This is a genomic window from Streptomyces sp. NPDC002138 (assembly GCF_040296485.1).
Lineage (GTDB): Bacteria > Actinomycetota > Actinomycetes > Streptomycetales > Streptomycetaceae > Streptomyces.
In genome coordinates this window covers 1-24,094 of sequence record NZ_JBEOXE010000065.1, presented here as the reverse complement: position 1 = coordinate 24,094, position 24,094 = coordinate 1, and the positions used below count along the sequence as shown (strand labels likewise).

At 72.7% G+C, this 24,094-nt stretch carries 25 protein-coding genes; 13 read left to right on the top strand and 12 right to left on the bottom strand.

The window, feature by feature from the left end:
* Window positions 1-132 precede the first annotated feature (132 nt).
* From ABT084_RS30775 to ABT084_RS30765, 3 genes are all read left to right on the top strand, one after another.
* A complete protein-coding gene (locus ABT084_RS30775) occupies window positions 133-1,536 on the top strand; it encodes a S1C family serine protease (RefSeq protein WP_502969233.1) in 1,404 nt (467 codons plus the stop codon).
* A gap of 93 nt (window positions 1,537-1,629) precedes the next feature.
* Window positions 1,630-2,088, top strand: a complete 459-nt coding sequence (locus ABT084_RS30770) for a sec-independent translocase (protein WP_351050837.1) — start codon at window positions 1,630-1,632, stop codon at window positions 2,086-2,088.
* A gap of 160 nt (window positions 2,089-2,248) precedes the next feature.
* Window positions 2,249-3,061 carry a hypothetical protein gene (locus tag ABT084_RS30765; protein ID WP_351050835.1) on the top strand — a complete coding sequence of 271 codons (813 nt, stop codon included), beginning with the start codon at window positions 2,249-2,251 and terminating at the stop codon, window positions 3,059-3,061.
* 121 nt (window positions 3,062-3,182) lie between these two features.
* Here the strand turns inward: ABT084_RS30765 and ABT084_RS30760 are convergent, their stop codons facing one another.
* The 3 genes from ABT084_RS30760 to ABT084_RS30750 all read right to left on the bottom strand — a co-directional run bounded on the left by ABT084_RS30760 (window position 3,183) and on the right by ABT084_RS30750 (window position 6,399).
* Window positions 3,183-4,298 (bottom strand): Mrp/NBP35 family ATP-binding protein, encoded by a 1,116-nt coding sequence (locus ABT084_RS30760; RefSeq protein WP_351050889.1) that lies wholly within the window; start codon window positions 4,296-4,298, stop codon window positions 3,183-3,185.
* Between the two features lie 87 nt (window positions 4,299-4,385).
* Entirely contained in the window at window positions 4,386-4,925 is a 540-nt protein-coding gene (locus tag ABT084_RS30755; RefSeq protein ID WP_351050887.1) for a DUF1003 domain-containing protein, read from the bottom strand.
* A gap of 202 nt (window positions 4,926-5,127) precedes the next feature.
* Window positions 5,128-6,399, bottom strand: coding sequence for a magnesium transporter MgtE N-terminal domain-containing protein (locus tag ABT084_RS30750; protein ID WP_351050832.1), 1,272 nt, complete (start codon window positions 6,397-6,399; stop codon window positions 5,128-5,130).
* Between the two features lie 161 nt (window positions 6,400-6,560).
* Here ABT084_RS30750 and ABT084_RS30745 point away from each other — a divergent pair, with 161 nt between their 5' ends.
* Window positions 6,561-7,409, top strand: coding sequence for a hypothetical protein (locus tag ABT084_RS30745; RefSeq protein ID WP_351050829.1), 849 nt, complete (start codon window positions 6,561-6,563; stop codon window positions 7,407-7,409).
* A gap of 45 nt (window positions 7,410-7,454) precedes the next feature.
* Here ABT084_RS30745 and ABT084_RS30740 read toward each other — a convergent pair whose 3' ends face one another.
* Both ABT084_RS30740 and ABT084_RS30735 read right to left on the bottom strand, forming a co-directional pair.
* A complete protein-coding gene (locus ABT084_RS30740) occupies window positions 7,455-7,976 on the bottom strand; it encodes a hypothetical protein (RefSeq protein WP_351050826.1) in 522 nt (173 codons plus the stop codon).
* Window positions 7,977-8,033: 57 nt separating this feature from the next.
* Window positions 8,034-9,149, bottom strand: a complete 1,116-nt coding sequence (locus ABT084_RS30735; RefSeq protein ID WP_351050824.1) for a magnesium and cobalt transport protein CorA — start codon at window positions 9,147-9,149, stop codon at window positions 8,034-8,036.
* 337 nt (window positions 9,150-9,486) lie between these two features.
* Between ABT084_RS30735 and ABT084_RS30730 the strand changes: the two genes are divergently transcribed.
* From ABT084_RS30730 to ABT084_RS30715, 4 genes are all read left to right on the top strand, one after another.
* The gene (locus ABT084_RS30730) at window positions 9,487-10,071 is read left to right on the top strand and encodes a suppressor of fused domain protein (protein WP_351050822.1); all 585 of its coding nucleotides are present in this window, start codon (window positions 9,487-9,489) and stop codon (window positions 10,069-10,071) included.
* Window positions 10,072-10,297: 226 nt separating this feature from the next.
* Window positions 10,298-10,945 (top strand): DUF6758 family protein, encoded by a 648-nt coding sequence (locus ABT084_RS30725; RefSeq protein WP_351050819.1) that lies wholly within the window; start codon window positions 10,298-10,300, stop codon window positions 10,943-10,945.
* 146 nt (window positions 10,946-11,091) lie between these two features.
* Entirely contained in the window at window positions 11,092-11,964 is an 873-nt protein-coding gene (locus tag ABT084_RS30720) for a PHP domain-containing protein (protein WP_351050816.1), read from the top strand.
* A 114-nt stretch (window positions 11,965-12,078) separates the two neighbouring features.
* Window positions 12,079-12,684: a MarC family protein gene (locus ABT084_RS30715; RefSeq protein WP_351050814.1), complete on the top strand. Its 606-nt coding sequence runs from the start codon at window positions 12,079-12,081 to the stop codon at window positions 12,682-12,684.
* A 94-nt stretch (window positions 12,685-12,778) separates the two neighbouring features.
* Here ABT084_RS30715 and ABT084_RS30710 read toward each other — a convergent pair whose 3' ends face one another.
* The 3 genes from ABT084_RS30710 to ABT084_RS30700 all read right to left on the bottom strand — a co-directional run bounded on the left by ABT084_RS30710 (window position 12,779) and on the right by ABT084_RS30700 (window position 16,038).
* Window positions 12,779-12,931, bottom strand: a complete 153-nt coding sequence (locus ABT084_RS30710; protein ID WP_351050812.1) for a DUF8834 family protein — start codon at window positions 12,929-12,931, stop codon at window positions 12,779-12,781.
* Window positions 12,932-13,016: 85 nt separating this feature from the next.
* Window positions 13,017-13,892 carry an alpha/beta fold hydrolase gene (locus ABT084_RS30705; protein WP_351050809.1) on the bottom strand — a complete coding sequence of 292 codons (876 nt, stop codon included), beginning with the start codon at window positions 13,890-13,892 and terminating at the stop codon, window positions 13,017-13,019.
* Between the two features lie 136 nt (window positions 13,893-14,028).
* On the bottom strand, window positions 14,029-16,038 hold the full coding sequence (locus ABT084_RS30700) for a DEAD/DEAH box helicase (RefSeq protein WP_351050806.1): 2,010 nt from the start codon (window positions 16,036-16,038) through the stop codon (window positions 14,029-14,031).
* A 469-nt stretch (window positions 16,039-16,507) separates the two neighbouring features.
* Here ABT084_RS30700 and ABT084_RS30695 point away from each other — a divergent pair, with 469 nt between their 5' ends.
* The gene (locus tag ABT084_RS30695; RefSeq protein ID WP_351050803.1) at window positions 16,508-17,266 is read left to right on the top strand and encodes a ferritin-like fold-containing protein; all 759 of its coding nucleotides are present in this window, start codon (window positions 16,508-16,510) and stop codon (window positions 17,264-17,266) included.
* A gap of 102 nt (window positions 17,267-17,368) precedes the next feature.
* On the opposite strand, the gene ABT084_RS30690 is transcribed toward ABT084_RS30695, so the two are convergent.
* The 4 genes from ABT084_RS30690 to ABT084_RS30675 all read right to left on the bottom strand — a co-directional run bounded on the left by ABT084_RS30690 (window position 17,369) and on the right by ABT084_RS30675 (window position 19,217).
* On the bottom strand, window positions 17,369-17,665 hold the full coding sequence (locus tag ABT084_RS30690) for a hypothetical protein (RefSeq protein WP_351050800.1): 297 nt from the start codon (window positions 17,663-17,665) through the stop codon (window positions 17,369-17,371).
* Between the two features lie 122 nt (window positions 17,666-17,787).
* Window positions 17,788-18,015 carry a DUF3107 domain-containing protein gene (locus ABT084_RS30685; protein WP_351050798.1) on the bottom strand — a complete coding sequence of 76 codons (228 nt, stop codon included), beginning with the start codon at window positions 18,013-18,015 and terminating at the stop codon, window positions 17,788-17,790.
* A gap of 185 nt (window positions 18,016-18,200) precedes the next feature.
* Window positions 18,201-18,842 (bottom strand): TetR family transcriptional regulator, encoded by a 642-nt coding sequence (locus tag ABT084_RS30680; protein WP_351050795.1) that lies wholly within the window; start codon window positions 18,840-18,842, stop codon window positions 18,201-18,203.
* Window positions 18,843-19,001: 159 nt separating this feature from the next.
* Window positions 19,002-19,217: a hypothetical protein gene (locus ABT084_RS30675; protein WP_351050792.1), complete on the bottom strand. Its 216-nt coding sequence runs from the start codon at window positions 19,215-19,217 to the stop codon at window positions 19,002-19,004.
* Between the two features lie 238 nt (window positions 19,218-19,455).
* On the opposite strand from ABT084_RS30675, the gene ABT084_RS30670 reads away from it, so the two are divergent.
* From ABT084_RS30670 to ABT084_RS30655, 4 genes are all read left to right on the top strand, one after another.
* Window positions 19,456-20,445, top strand: coding sequence for an alpha/beta fold hydrolase (locus ABT084_RS30670; protein WP_351050789.1), 990 nt, complete (start codon window positions 19,456-19,458; stop codon window positions 20,443-20,445).
* Between the two features lie 6 nt (window positions 20,446-20,451).
* Window positions 20,452-21,897, top strand: a complete 1,446-nt coding sequence (locus ABT084_RS30665; RefSeq protein WP_351050786.1) for a DUF3152 domain-containing protein — start codon at window positions 20,452-20,454, stop codon at window positions 21,895-21,897.
* Window positions 21,898-21,954: 57 nt separating this feature from the next.
* The gene (locus ABT084_RS30660; RefSeq protein ID WP_351050784.1) at window positions 21,955-22,062 is read left to right on the top strand and encodes an Ms4533A family Cys-rich leader peptide; all 108 of its coding nucleotides are present in this window, start codon (window positions 21,955-21,957) and stop codon (window positions 22,060-22,062) included.
* Window positions 22,063-22,248: 186 nt separating this feature from the next.
* Entirely contained in the window at window positions 22,249-23,982 is a 1,734-nt protein-coding gene (locus ABT084_RS30655) for an ABC transporter substrate-binding protein (RefSeq protein ID WP_351050781.1), read from the top strand.
* Window positions 23,983-24,094 lie beyond the last annotated feature (112 nt).

Sequence of the window (24,094 nt, the reverse complement as noted above, 5' to 3'; positions counted from 1 at the left end):
CGCGGCGCCCGCGGCCGCGCGCACGCGCGGGGGCGACACCCCCGCCCGCCTCTGCCACCCCGTGGGGCGACCTGGTTGAATCCTCGCCAGGTGCGCCCGGCGGGGCGCGCGCGAGGCACGCGGGGAGCGCCCATGTCCGACACCCACCCTCCGACCGATCCGGCTCCGGTGCGGACGGCTCCGCGGTGGTGGAGCCGCCCCGCCGGGACCGGCGCGGAGGACCTTCGCGTGCCGGGCCCCCGGGCCGCCGCGGAACCGGCGCCCGACGCGGATACCGCGGGCCCCCCGGACGACGTACCCGCTCCCGGATCCACTCCCGGGTCCGCTCCCGAGTCCACTCCCGGGTCCGCTCCCGTCCCGGAGTACACGCCCCGGTACGACGCGTGGAGCACCGCGCCGCTCCAGGTGCAGGACGCGGGCCCGGTCCGGCCCGGGATCCGGATGCGGCAGCTGGTGGTCGTGGGCGTGGCCATCGCCCTGCTCGCCGGGGGTGTCGGCGCCTGGCTCGGGGTGCTGGCCGAACGGCGGAGCAGCACCCGGATGGAACTTCCCCAGGCCTCGGTGGAGCCCAAGGGCCGCGCCCCCGAGAGCGTGGCCGGAATCGCCGCGACGGCCCTGCCCGGCGTGGTCACCCTGCACGTCGCGGGCGGCGCGGGCAACGGCACGGGTACCGGCTTCGTCCTGGACGGCCAGGGCCACATCCTCACCAACAACCACGTGGTCGCGGACGCCCAGCGGATAACCGTCACCTTCAGCACCGGCGAGAGCGTCGGCGCCCAGGTGGTCGGCCGCGACGGCGGCTACGACCTGGCCGTGGTCAAGGTCGACGGGGTGCGCGGCCTGCGCCCGCTGGCCCTGGGCAATTCCGAGAACGTCAAGGTCGGCGACCCAGTGGTGGCCATCGGGGCGCCCTTCGACCTCTCCAACACGGTCACCGCGGGCATCATCAGCGCCACCGGCCGGCCCATCACCGCGGGCGGGGACAAGGGCGACGGCAGCGACGTCAGCTATGTCGACGCCCTCCAGACCGACGCGCCCATCAACCCCGGCAACTCCGGCGGCCCGCTGCTCGACGGCCTGGCCCGGGTGATCGGCATCAACAGCGCCATCCGGGGCGCCGACCAGGACGCGAGCGACAAGGACCCGGCGCGCCAGAGCGGCAGCATCGGCCTCGGCTTCGCGATCCCCGTCAACCAGGCCAAGCGGGTGGCCGAGGAGATCATCCGCACGGGCCACGCGACGCACCCGGTCATCGGCGTCACCCTGGACATGCGGTACACGGGCGACGGAGCCCGGGTCGGGGACAAGGGCACCGAGGGCAAACCGGCCGTTCCGGCGGGCAGCCCCGCGGAGCGCGCCGGGATCAAGTCCGGTGACGTGATCATCAAGGTGGACGGCCAGCGGGTGCACGGCGGCGACGAGCTGATCATCAAGGTCAGGGCCCACCGGCCGGGTGATCCGCTCGGCCTCACGGTGCTGCGCGACGGCAGGGAGCGCACGCTGGAACTGGTGCTCGGTTCGGCGAACAGTGGATGACCGGTGCGGTAATCGGGGAGTGAGGTGTCGGCCCGGCGAGTGCGCCGGGTACCGTGGTGCTGGCCCGCAGGATGAAAGCCGAGGAGCGGCAACGTGTTCAACGACATAGGCGCACTCGAGCTGGTCACGATCGTCGTGCTGGCCATCCTCATCTTCGGTCCGGAGAAGCTCCCGAAGGTGATCCAGGACGTGTCCGGCGTGATCCGGAAGATCCGCGCGTTCTCGGACAGCGCCAAGCAGGACATCCGATCCGAACTCGGACCGGAGTTCAAGGACTTCGAGTTCCAGGACCTGAACCCGAAGACCTTCATCCGCAAGCAGCTGACCGAGAACGAGGATCTCAAGGAGATCCGGACCAGCTTCGACCTGCGCAAAGAGCTGAACGACGTCACGGACGCCGTCAACAGCAAGGAGCCGGAGTCCGCCCCCGGCGCCGAGCCGGCCGCCCCGGAGTCCGCCACCGGGCCCGCGTCCGTCAAGCCCGACCTGGTGAAGCGCGTCGTGCCGCCCGCGCCGGAGCAGCGCGCGCCGTTCGACGCAGACGCGACCTGACCCGACGCGACCCGACCTGCCACGACGCGACCTGACCCGCCTGAGACCTCGGCCTGCCGGGCGTCGCGGGGTCGGATGGCTATCCTCTCCATTTGTCCGGACGCAGGACGCCCGAGGGGGGCGGGCCGTTCCGGGTCCCACGGAACGAGAGGCCGCACCGATGGAGACGACGAGCAGTAGCCGGGTAGGGGCGCAGCCCGCCGAGGCGCAGACCGCGCCCGTCCCGGCCGCCACGGAGCCCGCTACGGAACCCGCCACCGAGGCGGCCCCGCAGGCCCCGCAGGCTCCCCAGGCCCCCGGGGCTCCCCAGCCCCCGCAGGCCGCGGAGGCCCCCCAGGCCCCGCAGGGCGCCCCCGCACCCTCCGCACCCGTCCCGGGTGCCCGCCGGGCCGCCGAGGGCTATCTGCGGGCCTCCTTCCCCTGGTACGGGCTGGACGCGGCCTTCGCCGGCCCCCGCTGGCTCATGCAGGTGGGCACCGCCGCCGACGGCACCGTCGAGCACGGCTCCACCGGCCACGGCGACGAGCCCTCGGCCCGCGGCGAGATCGCGACCGGCGAGAAGGAGCGGTTCGCGGTGGTCGTCACCGTCGCGAGCAACCCGCTGCGCCGCAGCGCCGACGGCACCGGCGTCCTGGAGGCCACCTCGGTCTCCTCCGCCGCCTGGCTGGCCGGCTCCGGCCTGCTGGCCTTCAGCTGGCCCGGCCAGATGGACCACACCCTGCGCAGCGACTGGCTGGACCAGCAGACCGAAGCCGCCTGGGAGCTGGCCGACGACCTCGGCGGCGAGGACTGGTCCACGCTCTCGCTACCGGTCGACGGAGAGCCGACGCCCTTCCACTACCGCGAGTCCGAGTTCGGCTGGGTGCTGGCCGGGTCCACCCCGGGGGGCGTCCATCTGGGCGCGTACGGACGGGGGATGAGCGCGTACGGGATCGGCTTCTCCGTCATCGGCGACCTGGGCACGTACGAGTAGGTCCGTAGACAGGTCCGTACGCGGGACCGTACGCGGCTCCGCCCGCCCCCGCACACGCGAGAAGGGGGGCCCCCGGGGGGGGGGGGCCCCCCTTCTCGCGTACTCGTGGAGCCCTCGGGCCTCAGAACTTGTTGCGCGGGGTGATGCCCAGGGACATGCCCGACAGGCCGCGCGCGCGCCCGCCCAGCTTGCCCGCGATCGAGCGCAGCGCGGCGCCCGCGGGGGAGTCGGGCGCGGTCAGCACCACGGGCCGGCCGTCGTCGCCGCCCTCGCGCAGCCGTACGTCGATCGGGATCTGACCCAGCACCGGCACCGTGGAGCCGATGGTCTTCGTCAGACCGTCGGCGACCCGCTGGCCGCCGCCCGAGCCGAACACGTCGACCATCTCGTCACAGTGCGGGCAGGGCATCCCCGACATGTTCTCGACGACGCCCACGATCTTCTGGTGGGTCTGCACGGCGATCGAACCGGCCCGCTCGGCCACCTCGGCGGCGGCCTGCTGCGGGGTGGTGACGACCAGGATCTCGGCGTTGGGCACCAGCTGCGCCACCGAGATCGCGATGTCACCGGTGCCCGGCGGCAGGTCGAGCAGCAGGACGTCCAGGTCGCCCCAGTACACGTCCGCGAGGAACTGCTGGAGCGCGCGGTGCAGCATCGGGCCGCGCCACACCACGGGCGTGTTGCCCGGGGTGAACATGCCGATGGAGATGACCTTCACGCCGTTCGCGGACGGCGGCATGATCATGTTCTCGACCTGGGTCGGCTTGCCCTCGACGCCCAGCATGCGCGGCACGCTGTGCCCGTAGATGTCCGCGTCGACGACGCCGACCTTGAGGCCGTCGGCCGCCATCGCCGCGGCGAGGTTGACCGTGACGGAGGACTTGCCGACGCCGCCCTTGCCGGAGGCGACCGCGTACACACGGGTGAGCGAGCCGGGCTGGGCGAAGGGCACCTCGCGCTCGGCGGTGCCGCCGCGCAGGTTCGCCGCCAGGTCCTTGCGCTGCTCGTCGCTCATCACGTCCAGCGTGACGGCGACCGAGGTGACGCCCGGGACCCGCTCGACGGCCTCGGTGACGTTCTTGGTGATGGTCTCGCGCATGGGGCAGCCCGACACCGTCAGGTAGACGGTGACGGCGACCGCTCCGCCGTCACCGATCTCCACCGATTTGACCATGCCGAGTTCGGTGATCGGCCGGTGGATCTCGGGGTCGTTCACCGTCGCCAGCGCGTCCAGGATCACGTCCTGATCGGGCACGGCGGCGGAGCTTGTGTCGGTAGCCATGCCCCGATGGTACGGCTCGGTAGCATGCCGCAGGTAAGGCTCCTAGCGGTCGCCTTCGTCACGTTCGGCCGAGAAGAGCCTGCGCTCGTCCATCTCCTTGATCAGGTCCTGGAACTCCGACCTGATCCAGTCGCGCGTCGCGACCTCGCCGAGGCCCATCCGCAGCGCCGCGATCTCCCGCGTGAGGTACTCCGTGTCCGCGATGGAGCGCTCGTTCTGCTTGCGGTCCTGTTCCAGATTGACCCGGTCGCGGTCGTCCTGCCGGTTCTGCGCGAGCAGGATCAGCGGAGCGGCGTACGAGGCCTGCAGGGACAGCATCAGGGTCAGGAAGATGAACGGGTACTGGTCGAACCGCCACGGGTCGGGCGCGAAGATGTTCCACAGCACCCAGGCGATGATGACGACGGTCATCCAGACGATGAACCGGCCCGTGCCCAGGAAGCGCGCCACCCGCTCCGACAGCCGCCCGAACGCCTCCGGGTCGTACTCGGGGAGCAGTCGGCGCCGGGCGGGGCGCGGCAGGTCCAGGCGCACGCGCGAGCGCGTCAGCGCGCTCGACCCCGTCGACTGGCCGGCCTTCACCCGCTCGGCCCGGCCCTCGCGCGCCTCGCGCTCGGCCCGGTCGTGCCGGTCCGCCCGCTCCGCGCGCACCCGCCCCGCGACCTCGTCCAGCCGGTCCGACAACCCGTGCTCCCGCCCGTGCTCGCGCGCCTGCGCCCTGGCCTGGTCGCGGCGTTCCCTGATCTGCTCCCGGCGGCGCTCCCGCCCGGGGTCGCGCCTGCGCTCACTGGCCACGGAAGACCTCCTCGGAGTGGAAGTCCGTCTCGCGCCAGTCGTCCGGCAGCAAGTGGTCCAGTACGTCGTCCACCGTCACCGCGCCGAGCAGCGAGCCGCTCTCGTCCACCACCGGCACCGCGACCATGTTGTACGCGGCGAGGAAGCTGGTCACGACCGGCAGCGAGGCGTCCGGCCGCAGTGGCGGCAGGTCCGTGTCCACCAGCGAACTGACCAGCGTGAACGGCGGATCGCGCAGCAGCCGCTGGAAGTGCACCGTGCCCAGGTACTTGCCGGTCGGCGTCTCGTCCGGCGGCCGGCACACGTACACCTGCGCCGCCAGCGCCGGGGACAGGTCCGACTGGCGTACGCGCGCCAGCGCGTCCGCGACCGTGGCGTCCGGCCGCAGCACGATCGGTTCGGTGGTCATCAGACCGCCCGCCGTGCGCTCCTCGTACGACAGCAGGCGCCGCACGTCGGCCGCGTCGTCCGGCCGCATCAGGGTCAGCAGCCGCTCCTTGTCGTCCTCGGGCAGCTCGGAGAGCAGGTCGGCCGCGTCGTCCGGGTCCATCGCCTCCAGGACGTCGGCGGCGCGCTCCTCCTTGAGCTTGCCGAGGATCTCCACCTGGTCGTCCTCGGGCAGCTCCTCCAGCACGTCCGCGAGCCGGTCGTCGTCGAGGGCGTTGGCCACCTCGGCGCGCCGCTTGGGCGTCAGGTGGTGCAGGACGTTCGCCAGGTCGGCGGGGCGCATCGTCTCGAAGGTGGCGACCAGGTTCTCGGCGCCCTGCCCGTCCTCCTCCAGGGAGAAGCCGGTCACGCCCGACCAGTCCACCGTCAGCGTCTCGCCGCGGCGGCGCAGCGCGCCCGCCTTGCCCTTGCGCACGAAGATCCGGTTGATCTCCCAGTCCCGGCGGGCCGGCAGCTGCTGGATGGCCACGTCCAGGACGGTGACCTCCTCGTCGTCCGCGACGAGCCGCACCCGGCGGTCCAGCAGCTCGCCGAGCACGAGCCGCTCCGTGGGCCGCTGCTCGAAGCGCCGCATGTTGATCACGCCGGTCGTGATGACCTGCCCGGACTCCACGCCGGTGACCCGGGTCATCGGCAGGAAGATGCGGCGGCGGCTGACCACTTCGACGACCAGGCCCAGCAGCCGGGGCGGGCGGCCGCCCACGCGCAGCATCGCGACCAGGTCGCGGACGCGGCCGACCTGGTCACCGTTGGGGTCGAAGACGGGTACACCCGACAGATGCGAGACAAAGATCCGTGGGGCGCCTGCCACCATCCGAGCGCCTCCTAGAGCGTCGATCAAGAGTCCTGCCGCCCTCAGGCTAGCCCGTGCCACCGCAAAGCGCCCTGGTGGGGCGCCCCGCCCGGCCGGGGCGTCGCACGGGGTGCGGGTACGCTGCCTGCTGCTCGCAGACGACCGACGAGAGGCATCCGCCCGTGACCGCCACCTTCCCTGCCGCACGGCTGCGCCGGGCCGCCGCCATCGGGGCCCTCTGCGCGGGTCTGGCCATCGCCGCCACGGGCTGCGGGGAGGACCCCGACAAGGGCACCAACGGGGTCGGCAAACTGTCCGCGGACAAGATCGGGACCAAGGCGCGCAGCGCCGCCGCCGCGGCCTCGTCGGTCCACCTGTCCGGGACCCTGGTCAGCGGCGGCAAGTCCTTCACGCTCGACATGAAGCTGAAGGCGGACGGCGGCTCCGGCCAGGTGAAGTCCAAGGACCACACCTTCCGGCTGCTGAGGGTGGGGGAGGCGCTCTACCTGAAGGCCGACGCGGCGTTCTGGGGGCAGTCGGAGGCGGCCGGGAAGCTCGGCGACAAGTTCGTGAAGGTGCCCGAGGCGGATCCCTCGTACAAGCAGTTCCGGGGTTTCACCGACATGCACGTCCTGCTGGACGGGCTGCTCGGACTGGACGGCAAGCTCGCCAAGGGCGCCGACTACACCAAGGTGGGGCCCACCCGGGCGGTCGTGATCACCTCGGACGGCGGCAAGGGCGGCAAGCTCGCCGTCTCCCTGGAGGGCACCCCGTACCCGCTGCGGATGGAACGCGCGGGCGGCGCGGGCGGCGTGGAGCTGACGGAGTGGGGGGCGCAGTTCCCGATGACCGCGCCGGCCAAGGACCAGACGGTGGACTACGGATCCCAGCTGCCGACGACCAAGGGAACGGGCACCGGCGGCAAGAGCCCGGGCCCCGGCGCGAGCAAGGGCGGCAGCGCGGACGAGGACGGGGACTCCACCTCCGGCACGTCCGGCGGCCAGGGCTCGAACCCGGGCAGCGGGGGCTAGTCCTTCCCGCCCCGGGCCATCCCCTCCCGCCCCGGGGCAATACAGCTAGCCCTTCCCGCCCCGGGCCTTCTTGCGCTTCAGCAGCAGCTTCGGCAGCCCCGCCGGGGCGGGCTCGCGCGTGATGGCCGGGGACGGCAGCGGGCGCGCGGCCAGCGAGCCGCCCGGCAGGTCGGTCGTCGCCGCCACCGGCTCCAGCCGCAGCAGACGGCACTCGCGCGCCCAGCGCTCGGTCATCAGCTCCGAGTCCGGCGCGTTGAGCCGCTTGCCCTTCAGCTCGGCGACCGCCGCCTCCCAGGGCTCGCCGTGCGGCGCCAGCTCGGTGACCCTGGCCGTCCAGGCGATCAGCCGGCCGCCCTTGTCCTTGCTGCGTACGGTCACCTCAGCGGCGGCGCCGTCGGCGAGGCCCGGGAAGGGCTGCTCGCCCGGCCCGTCGCCCAGCACGTGGGCCGCGCCGTCCACCCAGGCGTGCCACAGGGCCCGGTCGGGCCCGGTGCCGCGGACCCAGATGAGGCCGGACTTCTTGGTGGCCTCCTCGACGAGGGCCAGGTCGAGCGTGCTGAGAGTCATGCGCACAGGGTATCCAGGGCGGGCGGCGCGGGTCGGGCACGATCCGGAAGAGACGGCCTACAGCCAGCCGTGGCGGCGCAGGGACCGGTGGATGGTGAAGCAGCTGGCCGCGATGGCGGCCATCACCATCGGGTAGCCGTAGCGCCAGTGCAGCTCCGGCATGTTCTCGAAGTTCATCCCGTACACCCCGCAGATCATCGTCGGCACCGCGATGATCGCCGCCCACGAGGTGATCTTGCGCATGTCCTCGTTCTGCGCGACCGTCGCCTGCGCGAGGTTGGCCTGCAGGATCGAATTCAGCAGCTCGTCGAAGCCGATGACCTGCTCGTGCACGCGGGCCAGGTGGTCGGCCACGTCGCGGAAGTACTTCTGGATGTCCGGGTCCACCAGCCGCATCGGCCGCTCGCTGAGCAGCTCCATCGGCCGCAGCAGCGGGGACACCGCCCGCTTGAACTCCAGCACCTCGCGCTTGAGCTGGTAGATCCGGCCCGCGTCCGTGCCGCGCGGACTGCCCTTCGCGGGGGCGGCGAAGACCTCGCTCTCCACCTCGTCGATGTCGTCCTGCACCGCCGAGGCCACCGCGATGTACCCGTCCACCACGTGGTCCGCGATCGAGTGCAGGACCGCCGAGGGGCCCTTGGCCAGCAGCTCGGGGTCGTCCTGGAGCCGGTGGCGCAGGCCCTTGAGGGAGCCCTGGCCGCCGTGCCGGACGGTGATGACGAAGTCCGGGCCGGTGAAACACATCACCTCGCCGGTCTCCACGACCTCGCTGGTGGCCGTGAGTTGGGCGTGCTCGACGTAGTGGATGGTCTTGAAGACGGTGAAGAGGGTGTCGTCGTAGCGCTCCAGCTTCGGGCGCTGGTGCGCGTGCACCGCGTCCTCCACGGCCAGCGGGTGCAGCCCGAACGCGGCCGCGATGCCGGCGAACTCGGCCTCGGTCGGCTCGTGCAGGCCGATCCAGGCGAAACCGCCGTCCTCCCGCACCCGGCGCATCGCCTCGCGCGGGGTCAGACAGGCGGGGCCCCGGTCCCGGTGGCCCCCGCGGTAGACGGCGCAGTCGACGACCGCGCTGCTCGCGGAGTGGTCACGGGTGGTGTCGTAGCCGGACTGGGCCGGGGTGGACCTGCGCAGCGCGGGACGTACGGCCGCGCGGAGGTAGGGCAGCATCGACATGGCAGGCTCCTTCGCGCGGCTGCGGACCACGCGGGTGGGAGACCCTCCGCCCCTGCGGGCAGGCGGAAGGAAGCAGGACGGGAGGAAAAGTTTCTGCCGTCGCTCTTCAGCTCAAAGGGAGCGGGAGGCGCCCGTGGAAGAGCGGTTGGTACTGCACGATCGACTTCGATCCATTGCAGCCCCACCTCCTCCGGCCGGTCCCCCGTGGGGGAAGTCCTGTCACCGGGGCGTGCATCCACGCTTCTGCGTGTGGCCCCGGCCAGCGGTCCACAGTAACAGCCGACGGATGGTCAAACAGCTGCCTTTACCCGTGGGATAGGAGTTCTATGCTCGCTGCATGGCAGAACTTCTGGCACTTGTCGAAGCCCGGCTGCGCACCGCGCTGGGTGAGCCCGACGCCCGCGCCGCCGTCACGTTCCTCGGTACCGACCGCATCGAGGTGCTGCGGTTCGCCGACGGCGATCTGGTGCGCTACGCGACCCTCGGAATGTCGGCGCAGCCGATGGGCGACCCGACCGTGGTGGTCTCCGATCCGGTCCGCGGTCCGCGCGCCGAGCTGGTCCTGACGGTCCGGGCGGGGGTGGTCCCCACCGACCAGGTCCTGCGGCCGCTCGCGGTGCTCGGGGCGTCCCCGCAGGTGGAGGGGCTCGTGGTGTCGCCCGGCGCCTCGCTGGACGTGGGTGAACCGCTGTGGCCCGGGGCGCCGTTCAGCTCTGTGCTCGTCGCGGAGCCCGGCGGGCTGGTGGAGGATCTGGAGCTGGCCGAGCCGATGGATCCGGTGCGGTTCCTGCCGCTGCTGCCGATGACGCCGAACGAGGCGGCCTGGAAGCGGGTGCACGGGGCCGCGGCCCTGCAGGAGCGCTGGCTCGCGCGCGGCGCGGATCTGCGGGACCCGCGGCGCGGCTCCGTGGCGCTGGACTGAGCCGCGTCCGGGGCGCTGGACCGAGCGGCGGCGCCCGACTGAGCGGCGGCGCCCGACGGAGCCGCGGCGCCCGACTGAGCCGCGCGTCCCCGTCCGGCCGCAGCGCGAGAGACGTCGCATCGCGGCGCCCGGTTCGGACTGAGAACCGCCACCGGGGGTAGGAATCGGATCCGGACGGGTGATCGTCCCTTGACGCGGCGGCGGACGGGGAGGAGCGTGGCTTTGTATGAGGGGCGAACCGAGTTGCCCGAAGTGCGGTGGCCGGGTCAGGGCGCCCGGTCTTTTCGCGGATTCCTGGCAGTGCGCGGTGCACGGCGCCGTTCACCCCTTGCAGCCCGTCATCCCGCCCAGCGTCGAGGGTCTCGGCGTCGTGGTGCACCGTGCGCAAGTGCCGGTGTGGATGCCGTGGCCGCTCCCGGTCGGCTGGCTGTTCACCGGGGTCGCGGCCGCGGGGGACGACCGCAGCGGCGGGCGGGCCACCGCGGTGGCGTGCTCGGGGCCGGGGCCGCTGGGCGGCATCGGCGAGCTGCTGCTGGTCGCGGAGGAGCTGGGAGTGGGACTGGGCGCGCGGTACGCGGGCATCGACGGCCCCGACCCGGGCCCCTTCATGAACGTATCGGCCCCGCCGCACGCCAAGGTGGTGGCCGCCGGGCGGCCGACGCCGATGTGGCACGTCACCGGGACGCCGGAGGACCGCGCGGTCTTCGCGGGCGAGGCGCGCGGGCTGTGGCTGTGGGCCGTGGTGTGGCCCGAGCAGTCCGGGCTGCTGATGTACGACGAGCTGGTGCTGACCGACCTGCGCGACGCGGGCGCCGAGGTGGAGCTGCTGCCCTGCGGGGCGCTGAGCCCGCGGATCCTGAGCGGGGCCACCTGATCCTGAGCGGGGCGACCTGACCGACCCCTCGGCCCGTCCCGTCCCCTCCTCCGCCCTCGCCCCCTGTCAAGCCCTGGCCAGAGCGGGTCCTCCAGCCCGGTTATCCTGAGGTGTCCCCCTTCCGCCCGAATCCCTGGAGCAGAGCCGTGCGCATCGACCTGCACGCCCACTCCACGGCCTCCGACGGTACGGACACCCCCGCCGAGCTGGTCCGCAACGCGGCCGCCGCCGGGCTGGACGTCGTCGCCCTGACCGACCACGACACCGTCGGCGGCTACGCCGAGGCGATCGCGGCGGTGCCGCGGGGCCTCACCCTGGTCACCGGAGCCGAGCTGTCCTGCCGCCTCGACGGCATCGGGATGCACATGCTGGCCTACCTCTTCGACCCGGCCGAGCCCGAGCTGTCCCGCGAGCGCGAGCTCGTACGCGACGACCGGGTCCCGCGCGCGCGGACGATGGTCGGCAAGCTCCAGGACCTCGGCGTCCCCGTCACCTGGGAACAGGTGGCCCGGATCGCGGGCGACGGCTCGGTCGGCCGCCCCCACATCGCCACCGCGATGGTGGAGGCGGGCGTCGTGCCCACCGTCTCGGACGCGTTCACGACGCAGTGGCTGGCCGACGGCGGCCGGGCGTACGCCGGCAAGCACGAGCTGGATCCCTTCGAGGCGATCCGGCTGGTCAAGGCGGCCGGCGGGGTCACCGTCTTCGCGCACCCGCTCGCCCTCAAGCGGGGCCGGTGCGTGCCCGAGAGCGCGATAGCCGAGCTGGCGGCCGCCGGTCTGGACGGCGTCGAGGTCGACCACATGGACCACGATCCCGCCACGCGCGCGCGGCTGCGCGGCCTCGCGGGCGAGCTGGGCCTGCTGACGACCGGTTCCAGCGACTACCACGGCAGCCGCAAGACCTGCGGTCTCGGGGAGTGCACGACCGACCCCGAGATCTACGGCGAGATCACGCGCCGTGCGACCGGCGCCTTCCCCGTGCCCGGCGCGGGCGGAAGCGACGCCATCGGCGCGTAAGCGCCGCCGTACGCCTGCTGCGCGCGCCCCGTCCGGAGCCCGTCCCCGGACGTTCCCGCGTACGTCCTCACACCCCTCACACCCCTCTTCTCCCGCAAGGCACAAGGCATCACTGTGTTCGATCTTGCCGTTTTCGGCTCCCTCTTCCTCACCCTTTTCGTCATCATGGATCCCCCCGGGATCACGCCGATCTTCCTCGCGCTGACCTCCGGCCGCGCGGCCAAGGTGCAGCGCCGGATGGCCTGGCAGGCGGTGTGCGTCGCCTTCGGCGTCATCGCCGTCTTCGGTATCTGCGGCCAGCAGATCCTCGACTACCTGCACGTCTCGGTGCCCGCGCTGATGATCGCGGGTGGTCTGCTGCTCCTGCTGATCGCCCTCGACCTGCTGACCGGCAAGACGGACGAGCCGAAGCAGACCAAGGACGTCAACGTCGCCCTGGTGCCGCTGGGCATGCCGCTGCTGGCCGGGCCGGGTGCGATCGTCTCGGTGATCCTCGCGGTGCAGAAGGCCGACGGGTTCAGCGGTCAGGTCTCCGTCTGGTCCGCGATCATCGCGATGCACGTGGTGCTGTGGATCACCATGCGTTACTCGCTGGTGATCATCCGGGTCATCAAGGACGGCGGTGTCGTACTCGTGACCCGGCTGGCGGGCATGATGCTCTCCGCGATCGCGGTCCAGCAGATCATCAACGGCGTGCTCCAGGTCGTCCACAACGCCTGAACGGGCCGCGGCGCCCGCCGCCGCTCATGCGAACGCCCCCGCACCGGGTCCGGTGCGGGGGCGTTGTGCAGTGGTACGGCGTAGGGGTTCGCCGTCAGGAGGACGCGGACTCGAACGGCCGGATGAGGATGCGCTGGCCGATAGAGGCGGCCTGCTGCACGATCCGGTTGACGGAGGCCACGTCCACGACGGTGCTGTCCACGGCGGTTCCGTCGACGTCGTCCAGGCGCAGAATCTCGAAGCGCATCGGCTTCTCCCTTCGTCAGTGTGCTCCTTGCATACGTTCCAACGAAGTGTATGAGGCAAACATTCCCTACGCTAAGGAAATTTTTTCACTCGCTAAGGATTGATGCGTCGAAACCTGCCCAGAAGCCGGTCAGGGCACGGGCCGTCGCCCCCGGATCCTCCGCGTTCGGGGAGTGCTCCGTCCCGGCGATCACCGCCCGCCGGGCCCCCAGCCGCGCGGCCATGCCGTCCAGCCACGGCACCGGCCAGGCGTAGTCCACGGCCCCCGACAGCACCAGCTTCGGCAGCTCCACCGCGGCCAGCTCCGCCACCCGGTCCGGCTCGGAGATCAGGATCCGCCCGGTCGCGATGAGCTGCTCCGGTACGGTCGCCAGCCAGCGCGCCCGCAGGAACTCCACCAGCTCGGGGGCGTCCGGCGCCGCGTCCTCGGGGTCCTGGGCGCGCATGGCCGCCCACACGGCAGGCATGTCGTCCCGCAGCATCTCCAGCGCCGCCACGAGCAGCTTCGTACGGTCCTGCTGCGCCGCGTCGATGGCGGCGGGCCCGCTGCTCATCAGGGTGAGCGAGGCGAAGGGGGAGGCGTCGCGCAGCACGGCGGCGCGCGCGATCAGCCCGCCCAGGGAATGGCCGACCAGGTGCACCGGGCGGTCGGCGCCGCCCAGGGCGGCCGCCTGGGCCAGCAGGTCCCGGCCCAGCTCGGCCAGGGTGTAGGCGGCCTCCTCGCGGGGGCCGGCGCTCTCGTACTGCCCGCGGCCGTCCACCGCGACCACCCGGTACCCGGCCGTGGCGAGGGGCTCCAGCAGGCCGATGAAGTCCTCCTTGCTCCCGGTGAACCCGGGGACCAGCAAGGCGGTGCCGCGCACCGGCTCACCCGCCTCGTGGACGGCGAAGTCGCCGCGTCCGGTGCTCAGGGACCGGGCGCGGGCGTGGGGCGGCAGGGTGAGGCGCGGCGGCTTGCTCATGGCCAGAGGTTACCGGCCCGTAGGCCGCGTCGCCCGGGCGCGGCGCGGGACGGCCCCGGCTCGCGGGCGTCCGGGCATGCCGACGGCCCCGGCCCCCCGCGAAGGGGGACCGGGGCCGTCGGGTGGAGCGGGTGCCTTACGCCTCGGGGGCGGCGGCGGCCTTGCGGGTGCGCGTGCGCTTCGGCTTGGCCGGAGCCTCCTCGGCGGCGGCCTCGGCGGCCTCGGCGGCCTCGGCGACCGGAGCGGCCTCGGCGACCTTGCGGGTCCGGGTGCGCTTCGGCTTCACGGGAGCCTCGTCGGTGACCACCGCGGCCGCGGGGGCCTCCAGCGCCTCGGCGGCCGGAACGGCGACCGCGACCTTGCGGGTGCGGGTGCGCTTCGGCTTGACCGGGGCCTCCTCGGCCACGGCGACCTCGACGGCGACGGGCGCGGCGACCGGGGCCGCGGGGGCCTCGACCACGGCGGCCTGGGCGACCGACTTGGCGGCCGTCCTGGGCGCACGGGCCACCGGCGCCGAGGACTGGCGCGGCGGACGGGCCCGGCGGACCGGGGCCGGCTCGACGAGCGGGGCCATCTGGAAGTCGGGCTCCGGCGCGGCCGGGACGAACGGCGCGAGCGGGACCAGGCCCGACGCGGTGGCCGGGGCCTCGGTGACGACCGGCGCCGTGCCGCGGGTGCGGCGGCGGCGCGGCCTGCGCGGCTCGTCGGCGGCCGGTGCCTGCGGGGCCTGGGTGGCCTCGACGACGGGGCTGACCGGGCTGACCGGAGCCGGCACGGCCACGGTCTCCACGGCCACGGCGCCCTCGGCCGTCTCGGAACCGCCACGGGTACGACGGCGCTGACGCGGGGTCCGGGTGCGCGCGGGGCGCTCCTCGGCCACCGGAGCGGCGGCGGCGGCCGGGCCGCGACCGCCACGGCCACCGCGGCCGCCGGTCTCGCCCAGGTCCTCGAGGTTCTCGGCCTTCAGGCCGGCCCGCACGCGCTCGCCGCGCGGCAGCACGCCCGTGGTGCCCGCGGGGATGTTCATCTCCTCGAACAGGTGCGGAGACGTGGAGTACGTCTCGACCGGGTCGTGGAAGTCCAGCTCCAGCGCCTTGTTGATCAGCTGCCAGCGCGGGATGTCGTCCCAGTCGACCAGGGTGACGGCGATGCCCTTCTTGCCCGCGCGGCCGGTGCGGCCCACGCGGTGCAGGAAGGTCTTCTCGTCCTCCGGCGTCTGGTAGTTGATGACGTGGGTCACGCCCTCGACGTCGATACCGCGGGCGGCGACGTCGGTGCAGACCAGCACGTCGACCTTGCCGTTGCGGAAGGCGCGCAGCGCCTGCTCGCGGGCGCCCTGGCCGAGGTCGCCGTGGACGGCGCCCGAGGCGAAGCCGCGCTTCTCCAGCTGCTCGGCGATGTCGGCCGCCGTGCGCTTGGTGCGGCAGAAGATCATGGCGAGGCCACGGCCCTCGGCCTGGAGGATGCGGGAGACGAGCTCCGGCTTGTCCATGTTGTGCGCACGGAAGACGTGCTGCGTGGTGTTGGCGACGGTCGCGCCCTCACCGTCCTCGGAGACGGCGCGGATGTGCGTCGGCTGCGTCATGTACCGGCGGGCCAGGCCGATGACCGCGCCCGGCATGGTCGCCGAGAACAGCATGGTCTGACGCTTGGGCGGCAGGTAGCTCATGATCCGCTCGACGTCGGGCAGGAAGCCCAGGTCCAGCATCTCGTCGGCCTCGTCCAGGACCAGGGCCCGGACGTGCGACAGGTCGAGCTTCTTCTGACCGGCGAGGTCGAGCAGGCGGCCCGGGGTGCCGACGATGATGTCGACGCCCTTCTTGAGCGCCTCGACCTGGGGCTCGTACGCGCGACCGCCGTATATGGCGAGGACGCGGACGTTGCGGACCTTGCCGGCGGTCAGCAGGTCGTTGGTCACCTGGGTGCACAGCTCGCGGGTCGGAACCACCACGAGGGCCTGCGGGGCGTCGGTCAGCTGGTCGGGCCTGGCCCGGCCCGCCTCGACGTCCGCGGGGACGGTGACCCGCTCCAGCAGGGGAAGGCCGAAACCGAGCGTCTTGCCGGTACCGGTCTTGGCCTGGCCGATGACGTCCGTGCCGGTGAGGGCGACGGGGAGGGTCATCTCCTGGATCGGGAAGGGGGACACGATGCCGACGGCCTCAAGGGCTTCGGCCGTCTCGGGGAGGATCCCAAGGTCTCGGAACGTAGTCAGGGTGCTGCCTCTTCTGTGAGACGCGGCCCGAGGCGGCGAAGGGGGTCGTACCGTGCCAGGCTTGCAGTACTGCTGTGTACGGAAGCTGCGCGGGACCACGGGCCTTCGCTCAAGCGCTCATGCCGCTGAGGGGGCCCCTCGTGGGCGATGCGCATGAACGCACACACCACGCCGAGGGCGGTCGGGGTTGGAGCCGATCGGGCCACCGACCGGGCATCCTCATTGAACGGCCCGCCGAGTATTCGGCAGGCGCATTACCACTGTACCTCGGAATCGCGCAGCTGTGTCGGGTGAATTCACCAGGTCGACACCGGCGTGCGGCGCGGACCACCGGTTTCCCGGCGGGTTCCGGTACGGCGGCCGCGTGGTTCCCGGGGGGCCCGAGCGGGCTATTGTGCGGTGCATGTCGACCGTAGAAAACGCAACGCCCGCCGAAGCCGACGGCCCCGGCGCGAACGCCGGGATCGCCGCCCAGAACTGGTCCGAGGCCTCCGCCTCGCCGCAGTACCGGGCCGCCGTCGTGGACCTGCTCGGCGCCCTCGCGTACGGAGAACTCGCCGCCTTCGAGCGACTGGCGGAGGACGCCAAGCTCGCGCCCACCCTCGACGACAAGGCCGAACTGGCCAAGATGGCGTCCGCGGAGTTCCACCACTTCGAGCGGCTGCGGGACCGGCTCGCACAGATCGACGCCGAGCCGACCGGCGCCATGGAGCCCTTCGCGAAGGGCGTCGACGACTTCCACCGCCAGACCGCGCCGTCGGACTGGCTGGAGGGCCTGGTCAAGGCGTACGTCGGCGACTCGATCGCCAGTGACTTCTACCGCGAGGTCGCCACCCACCTGGACCACGACACCCGCGCCCTGGTGCTCGCGGTGCTCGACGACACCGGCCACGGCGGCTTCGCCGTCGAGAAGGTGCGCGCCGCGATCGAGGCCGACCCGCGCTGCGGCGGCCGGCTCGCCCTGTGGGCCCGCCGCCTGATGGGCGAGGCGCTCTCGCAGGCGCAGCGCGTGGTCGCCGAGCGCGACGCGCTCTCCACCATGCTGGTCGGCGGCGTCGACGGAATGGCGGCGGGCTTCGACCTCGCGGCCGTCGGCGAGATGTTCACCCGCATCACCAAGGCGCACACCAAGCGGATGGCGGCCCTCGGCCTCGCGGCCTGACGGTACGTGACCTACGACGGTGGCCCCGGGGCGCGATCGCGCTCCGGGGCCACCGTCATGTTCCGTTCGGCCGGCGGACGGCGGCCGTTCGAGCACTGTTCGTCAGCCCGTCGGGACCGAAAACGGAGGGCGCCGAGAGGACCTTTTCGGACGGCCCGCGGGACGCAGCAGAAGCGACAGGACCACCGCCGACACCAGCAGGCCGCCGAGGAAGGTCGCCGTCGGCGTGGTGTGTCCGGGGCCCAGCGCGTAGCGCATCAGGTACGAGCCGAAGAGTGCCCCCAAAACCCCGCTGACCAGCACGGTCCGGGACGAGGGCAGGCGCGACGGCAGCGTTCTGAGAGCGGCCGCGGACAAGGCGAGACCGAGCAGAGCAGAGCCGAGCGCTTCCAGCAGCATGATGAGGTCCCTCCCGCAGGTCAGGGCAAACCGGGTCACAGCCCTCCTACCCGAAGCGGAACAAAGAGAAACGGCCCGGTGGGGTCAACCACCGGGCCGCTGCGTTCGATTCTCTTCGCCCCTCAGAGCGCGCCGAAGCCCACCTTGCGGCTGCTGGGCTCGCCCAGGTCGACGTACGACAGGCGGTCGGCCGGCACCAGAACCTTGCGGCCCTTGATGTCGGTGAGGCTGAGCAGCTGCGTCTTGCCGGACAGCGCGTCGGCGACGATGCTCTCGAGCTCGTCGGCGCTCAGGCCGCTCTCCAGCACGATCTCCCGGGGTGCGTGCTGCACGCCGATCTTGACCTCCACGGCTTTGTCCCTCCGACGATCCGGTTCGCGCGATCACCGCGCCGTACTCGCCCCCACCCTAGCCCGCGGACGCGACGCGAATGGCGTACACCGGACACGCTGGCAGCGAACAGCGCGCCGGAGCCGGCCGCGGGAGAGGGGACGGAGCGGGACGGGGAAGACCCGGGGGACGGGGGAGCCGGGGCTCAGTGCCCGTCGGTGCCGTGCAGCGGGAAGCCCGCGATACCGCGCCAGGCCAGCGAGGTCAGCAGGCCCACGGCCGTGTCCCGCTCGACCGGGCTGGAGCTGGACAGCCAGTACCGGGCCACGACCTGCGAGACCCCGCCCAGACCGACCGCCAGCAGCATCGACTCGTCCTTCGACAGGCCGGTGTCCTCGGCGATGACCTCCGAGATCGCCTCGGCGCACTGCAGGGAGACCCGGTCGACGCGCTCGCGCACGGAGGGCTCGTTGGTCAGGTCGGACTCGAAGACCAGCCGGAAGGCGCCGCCCTCGTCCTGGACGTACGCGAAGTACGCGTCCATCGTCGCGGCCACGCGCAGCTTGTTGTCGGTCGTCGACGCCAGCGCGGTGCGCACGGACAGGAGCAGCGACTCGCAGTGCTGGTCCAGCAGGGCCAGGTACAGGTCCAGCTTGCCGGGGAAGTGCTGGTAGAGCACCGGCTTGCTGACGCCCGCGCGCTCGGCGATGTCGTCCATCGCCGCCGCGTGGTAGCCCTGCGCGACGAACACTTCCTGGGCCGCGCCCAGGAGCTGGTTGCGTCGGGCTCGGCGCGGCAGTCGGGTGCCCCGCGGGCGCGCCGCCTCGGTCTGCTCGATGGCTGTCACGCCGCCTCCCACTTTCTCTCGGAACACTGCGGCGCACTGCGCCGCGCCCGCCATCGTACTTTTCGGTAACCGAATCCGGGGGGTTCCAACCGGGTTTTCTCGCGGTACGGACTCCCGCAAGCGCCGCTGGTCAGCCCGTTCACCCCGCGGCCGGCCCGGTCAGCGGTAGTCGTCCTCGTCCAGGGTCACCACGCGGGCCTGCTCGGCGGCGTCCCCGTCGGCCGCCTCGCCGAGGTCCGCCCCGATGACCGGATCGTCGTCGAGCGGGGTCAGCTCGGCGCGCTGCTCCGCCGCGTCCGCCTCCGGAGCCTCGGGGCCCGGTTCCTCTCCCAGCTGGTCCTGGAAGGTCTCCGGTTCAGCAGGGTCGACAGTCATGTGGTTCCCCTCATTCCCTCTGTCGCGTTCTCCGTGCGTGCGTACGCCGTTCCGGGCGTCTTTCCGTGCGTGCGTACGCGTGCCGTCTCTCCTTGTCTCCTACCCCCTGTGCGCCATCCGTCCCGTGCCTGCTCCTTCGAGCGTAGGAGGGTCCGGAGTCCGGCGCGATGCGGCTCCGGGCGGGTCTGTGACGGCGAACACACGATTCCGGACGTGATCCTCTCGTAACATTGCGCCCATGTCTTCGACCGAGCTGCCAGGTGTACGGTCCACCGCCGAGCCGTCGTCCCTGGTGGGGGCCGTCCGCGTGGCCGAGGGGGAGCAGCTGCGCACCGCCGCGCTGCCCGGTCTGACCCTGACGGTCCGCTCCCGGCCACCGGTGCGCGAGGGTCTCGCGCCCGCCCTCTTCGTGCACGGCCTCGGCGGCTCCTCGCAGAACTGGTCCGAGCTGATGGCGCTGCTGGAGGACACGGTCGACGTCGAGGCCGTCGACCTCCCGGGCTTCGGGACCTCCCCGCCCCCCGTCAACCGCGACTACTCGCTCACCGCGCTGGCCCGCGCCGTCATCCGCCACCTCGACGCCGCGGGGCGCGGACCCGTCCACCTCGTCGGCAACTCCCTCGGCGGGGCGGTCAGCACCCGGGTCGCCGCGGTGCGGCCGGACCTGGTGCGTACGTTGACGCTGATCTCGCCCGCCCTGCCCGAGCTGCGGGTGCAGCGCAGCGCCGTGCCCACCGCGCTGCTCGCCGTGCCCGGGGTGGCCGGTCTCTTCGCCCGGATCAGCCGTGACCTGACGGCCGAACAGCGCACCCGCGGAGTGATAGGGCTCTGTTACGGAGACCCCTCACGGGTGACGTCCGAAAGCTTCCGGTACGCCGTCGAGGAGACCGAACGGCGCATGGGGCTCCCCTACTTCTGGGAAGCGCTCGCCCGCTCCTCGCGCGGAATCGTCGACGCCTACACGCTCGGCGGGCAGCACGGGCTGTGGCGCCAGGCCGGTCGCGTGCTCGCACCGACCCTGCTGGTCTACGGTGGCAGGGACCAACTGGTCTCGTACCGCATGGCGCACAAGGCGGCGGCCTCCTTCCGGGGTTCGCGGCTGCTGTGCCTGCCCGAGGCCGGGCACGTGGCGATGATGGAGCACCCCGAGGTCGTGGCGTCGGCCTTCCGGGACCTGCTGCGCGACGCCGGGCAGATCGCTGAACGAGACAAAGACGGCAGAGGCTGAGCACCGGTGGGACGACATAGTCGCAAGGACTCCGCTCCTCCCCGCCCGGTCCACACGGACCCGGGCGGCCCGGACCAGCCCTCGGGGCACCCGGAAGCCGCGGGAGCGGGCGTCCCGGCGGGCACCGGCCGACGGCACCGGACCGAGCCCACCGCCAGCCACGAGGGGTACGTGAACCAGCCCGCGCCCGGAGCGCGCGCGGGCCACCCCGAGCTGCACGAGCCCGGCGGGGCCTACGGCGACTGGCGGGCCGCCCCCCGCAGCCACCCCGCACCGGCCCCCGGCCACGCGGCCGCCCCGGCGTCCGGTTACGCGGGGGCTCCCGCCTCCGGCTACGCCCCTGGCCACGCCCCCGCGCCCGCGCCGGCGTCCGCGGCGTACCAGGAGGCCGTCGCCACGGCGGCCGCCGTGTTCCCCGACGCCGCGCCGGCGCCGGCCGCCGGGACCGGCACCCCGGCCGCCGGATTCCCGCAGGTCACCCTGCCGTCGCCGCGCACCGGAACCGCGCACCCCGCCCAGACCGCTTCCGTCACCTCGACGGGCTCGCACCGCCGGGTGCCGCCGCCCCGCCGCGGCGCGCGGTCGACGCCGGGGGAGCGGCCCCCGGTCCGGAGCAAGAAGGTCCGTACGTACACGGGCGTGGCGGCCGCGGCCGTCACCACCGTCCTCGCCGTCGTCGTGGCGGGCCAGGTCACCAGTGACGACGGCTCCGGGCACCTCGGCGTGCAGAGCGCCGGCGACACCGGCCTCGACCGCGCCGCCCCCGGCCAGTCCGCGGCCTCGCGCTCCGACGGGCGCGCGACGCCCGACGCGCCCGCGCTGGGCGCCGGTCAGCCCGCGCTGGCCAAGACGTACGAGCAGAAGCTGGCCGAGGTCTACCCGATCGCCGCGAACCTCAAGGGCCCCGGCACCTTCGACACCGTCACGACCGGAGCCCCGGCCCCCGGCAAGGGACGCCTCGTCCGCTACCGGGTCGATGTGGAGCAGGGCCTCGGCCTGGACCCGGACCTCTTCGCCGAGGCCGTCCAGCGCACCCTGAACGACCCGCGCAGCTGGGGGCACGACGGCGCGATGACCTTCGAGCGGGTCGCCTCGGGCGGCCAGGCCGACTTCGTCATCACCCTGGCCAGTCCGGGCACCACCGGAGTCTGGTGCGAGAAATCGGGCCTCGACACGACCCAGGACAACGTGTCCTGCGACTCCGCCTCCACCGAGCGCGTGATGATCAACGCGTTCCGCTGGGCGCAGGGGTCGCCGACCTACGGCCAGGACCAGATGACCGCCTACCGCCAGATGCTCATCAACCACGAGGTCGGGCACCGCCTCGGGCACGACCACGTGAGCTGCAGGACGCCGGGCGCGCTCGCGCCGATCATGCAGCAGCAGACGAAGTCGCTCGACATCGACGGCATCTCCTGCAAGCCCAACCCCTGGGTCTTTCCCACCGGTTGACGGGAGGCGTGCGGCGGTGGCGGGAGGCCGGATTGACAAGCTGTTCGATGGTCGGTCATGGTTCTCCGCATGTCGCACCACCACACCATGACCGCGAGCGCCGCCATAGAGCTGGCGCTGCTTGGTGTGGCCGCGCACAGCGTGGCCGACATCCTCTGTCGCTGACGCCTGCCTGAGCGCGCGACGCCTTCTTCCGTGTCATTCCGCCGCGCCCGGGCTCCCTTCGCCCGCGGGCGCGGCTTCGCATGTCCCTGACCCCTTCGACCCCTCTCCAGGTGGCCGGACGGCCGGACGCCGCCCCTCGCGCGGCCTTTTCCGTCCGATCCATCACGCCGAGAGGTCCCTTTTCCGATGTTCCGTCACTCCCGCACATCGCGCCGCCTGGCCGCGGTCACCGTCAGCCTCGTACTGGCCGGGGGCGCCGCGGCCTGCGGCCCCAAGGGCAGCGACGGGAAGAGTTCCGGCGACGCGCCCGGCGCCTCCGGGCAGCCGCGGAAGGGCGGCACGCTGACCGTCCTCAACAACGAGCCGCAGAGCGACTTCGACCCGGCCCGGCTGTACACCTCCGGCGGCGGCAACGTCCCCTCGCTGGTCTTCCGTACGCTCACCACCCGCAACCGCGAGGACGGCGCCGCCGGCGCCAAGGTGGTGCCCGACCTCGCCACCGACACGGGCAAGGCCAACGCCGACGCCACGGAGTGGACGTACACGCTCAAGGACGGGCTGACGTACGAGGACGGCACCCCCATCACCACCGCCGACATCAAGTACGGCATCGAGCGCTCCTTCGCCGCCGAACTCTCCGGCGGGGCGCCCTACCTGCGGGACTGGCTGGTCGGCGGGGACACCTACCAGGGCCCGTACAAGGACGGCGGCAAGGGTCTCGACTCCATCGTCGTGCCCGACGCGAAGACCATCACCTTCAAGCTGCGCAAGCCCGAGGGCGAGTTCCCCTTCGTCGCCACCCAGACCCAGTTCGCGCCCGTCCCCAAGGCCAAGGACACCGGGGTCACGTACGAGGAGCACCCGGTCTCCTCCGGCCCGTACAAGGTGGTCAAGAACGAGGGCGACGGCGAGCACCTCGTCCTGGAGCGCAACGACCACTGGGACCCGAAGACCGACGAGGAGCGCAAGGCCTACCCGGACACGATAGACGTCCGCTCCGGCCTGGACGCCGCGGTCATCAACCAGCGGCTCTCCACCAGCTCGGGCGCCGACGCGGCCGCCATCACCACCGACACCAACCTGGGCCCCGCCGAACTCGCCCAGATCGGCTCCGACAAGAGCCTCGCCGCGCGCGTCGGCACCGGCCACTTCGGCTACATCAACTACCTGGCCTTCAACCCGAAGGTGGCCCCCTTCGACAACCCGAAGGTGCGCCAGGCCATCGCGTACGCGGTCAACCGCACCAGCGTGATCAACGCGGCGGGCGGCTCCGCCCTCGCCGAGCCCGCCACCACCTTCCTGCCCGAGCGCGAGGCCTTCGGGTACGCCGCCTACGACCACTTCCCGGCGGGGAAGACCGGCGACCCGGCCAAGGCCAAGCAGCTGCTGGCCGAAGCCGGTTTCAAGGACGGGCTCACCATCACGCTGACCCACTCCACCGCCCAGAACCGGCAGACCAGCCCCGAGGTCGCCACCGCCGTGCAGCAGGCCCTCGCCGCCGCCGGGATCACCGTCAAGCTCGAAGGCCTGGAGAACAACGCCTTCAACGAGAAGCGCTGGGACGCCAAGAACACCCCCGGCTTCTTCCTCTCCCGCTGGGGCGCCGACTGGCCGTCCGGCGCACCCTTCCTCGCGCCGATCTTCGACGGCCGCCAGATCGTCACCAACGGCTCCAACTACAACCACGCCCAGCTGAACGACCCGGCCGTCAACGCCGAGATCGACGAGATCGCGAAGCTCACCGACCTGTCGGCGGCGGGCAAGCGCTGGGGCGCGCTCGACCGGAAGATCGGTGAGCAGGCCCTGGACGTGCCGCTCTTCCACCCCGTCTACAAGCGCCTCGTCGGCAAGGACGTCAAGGGCGTCGTCATCAGCGACTGGACCGGCGTCCTCGACATCTCGCAGGTCTCGGTCAAGTGACCCTCGTATCCGAACGACCCACACCAAGAGACATCAGATGCCGGGCCAGACGATTCGCCCGTACATCCAACTCCCCATACGACACCTCAACACCAGCCGACACCACAGCAAC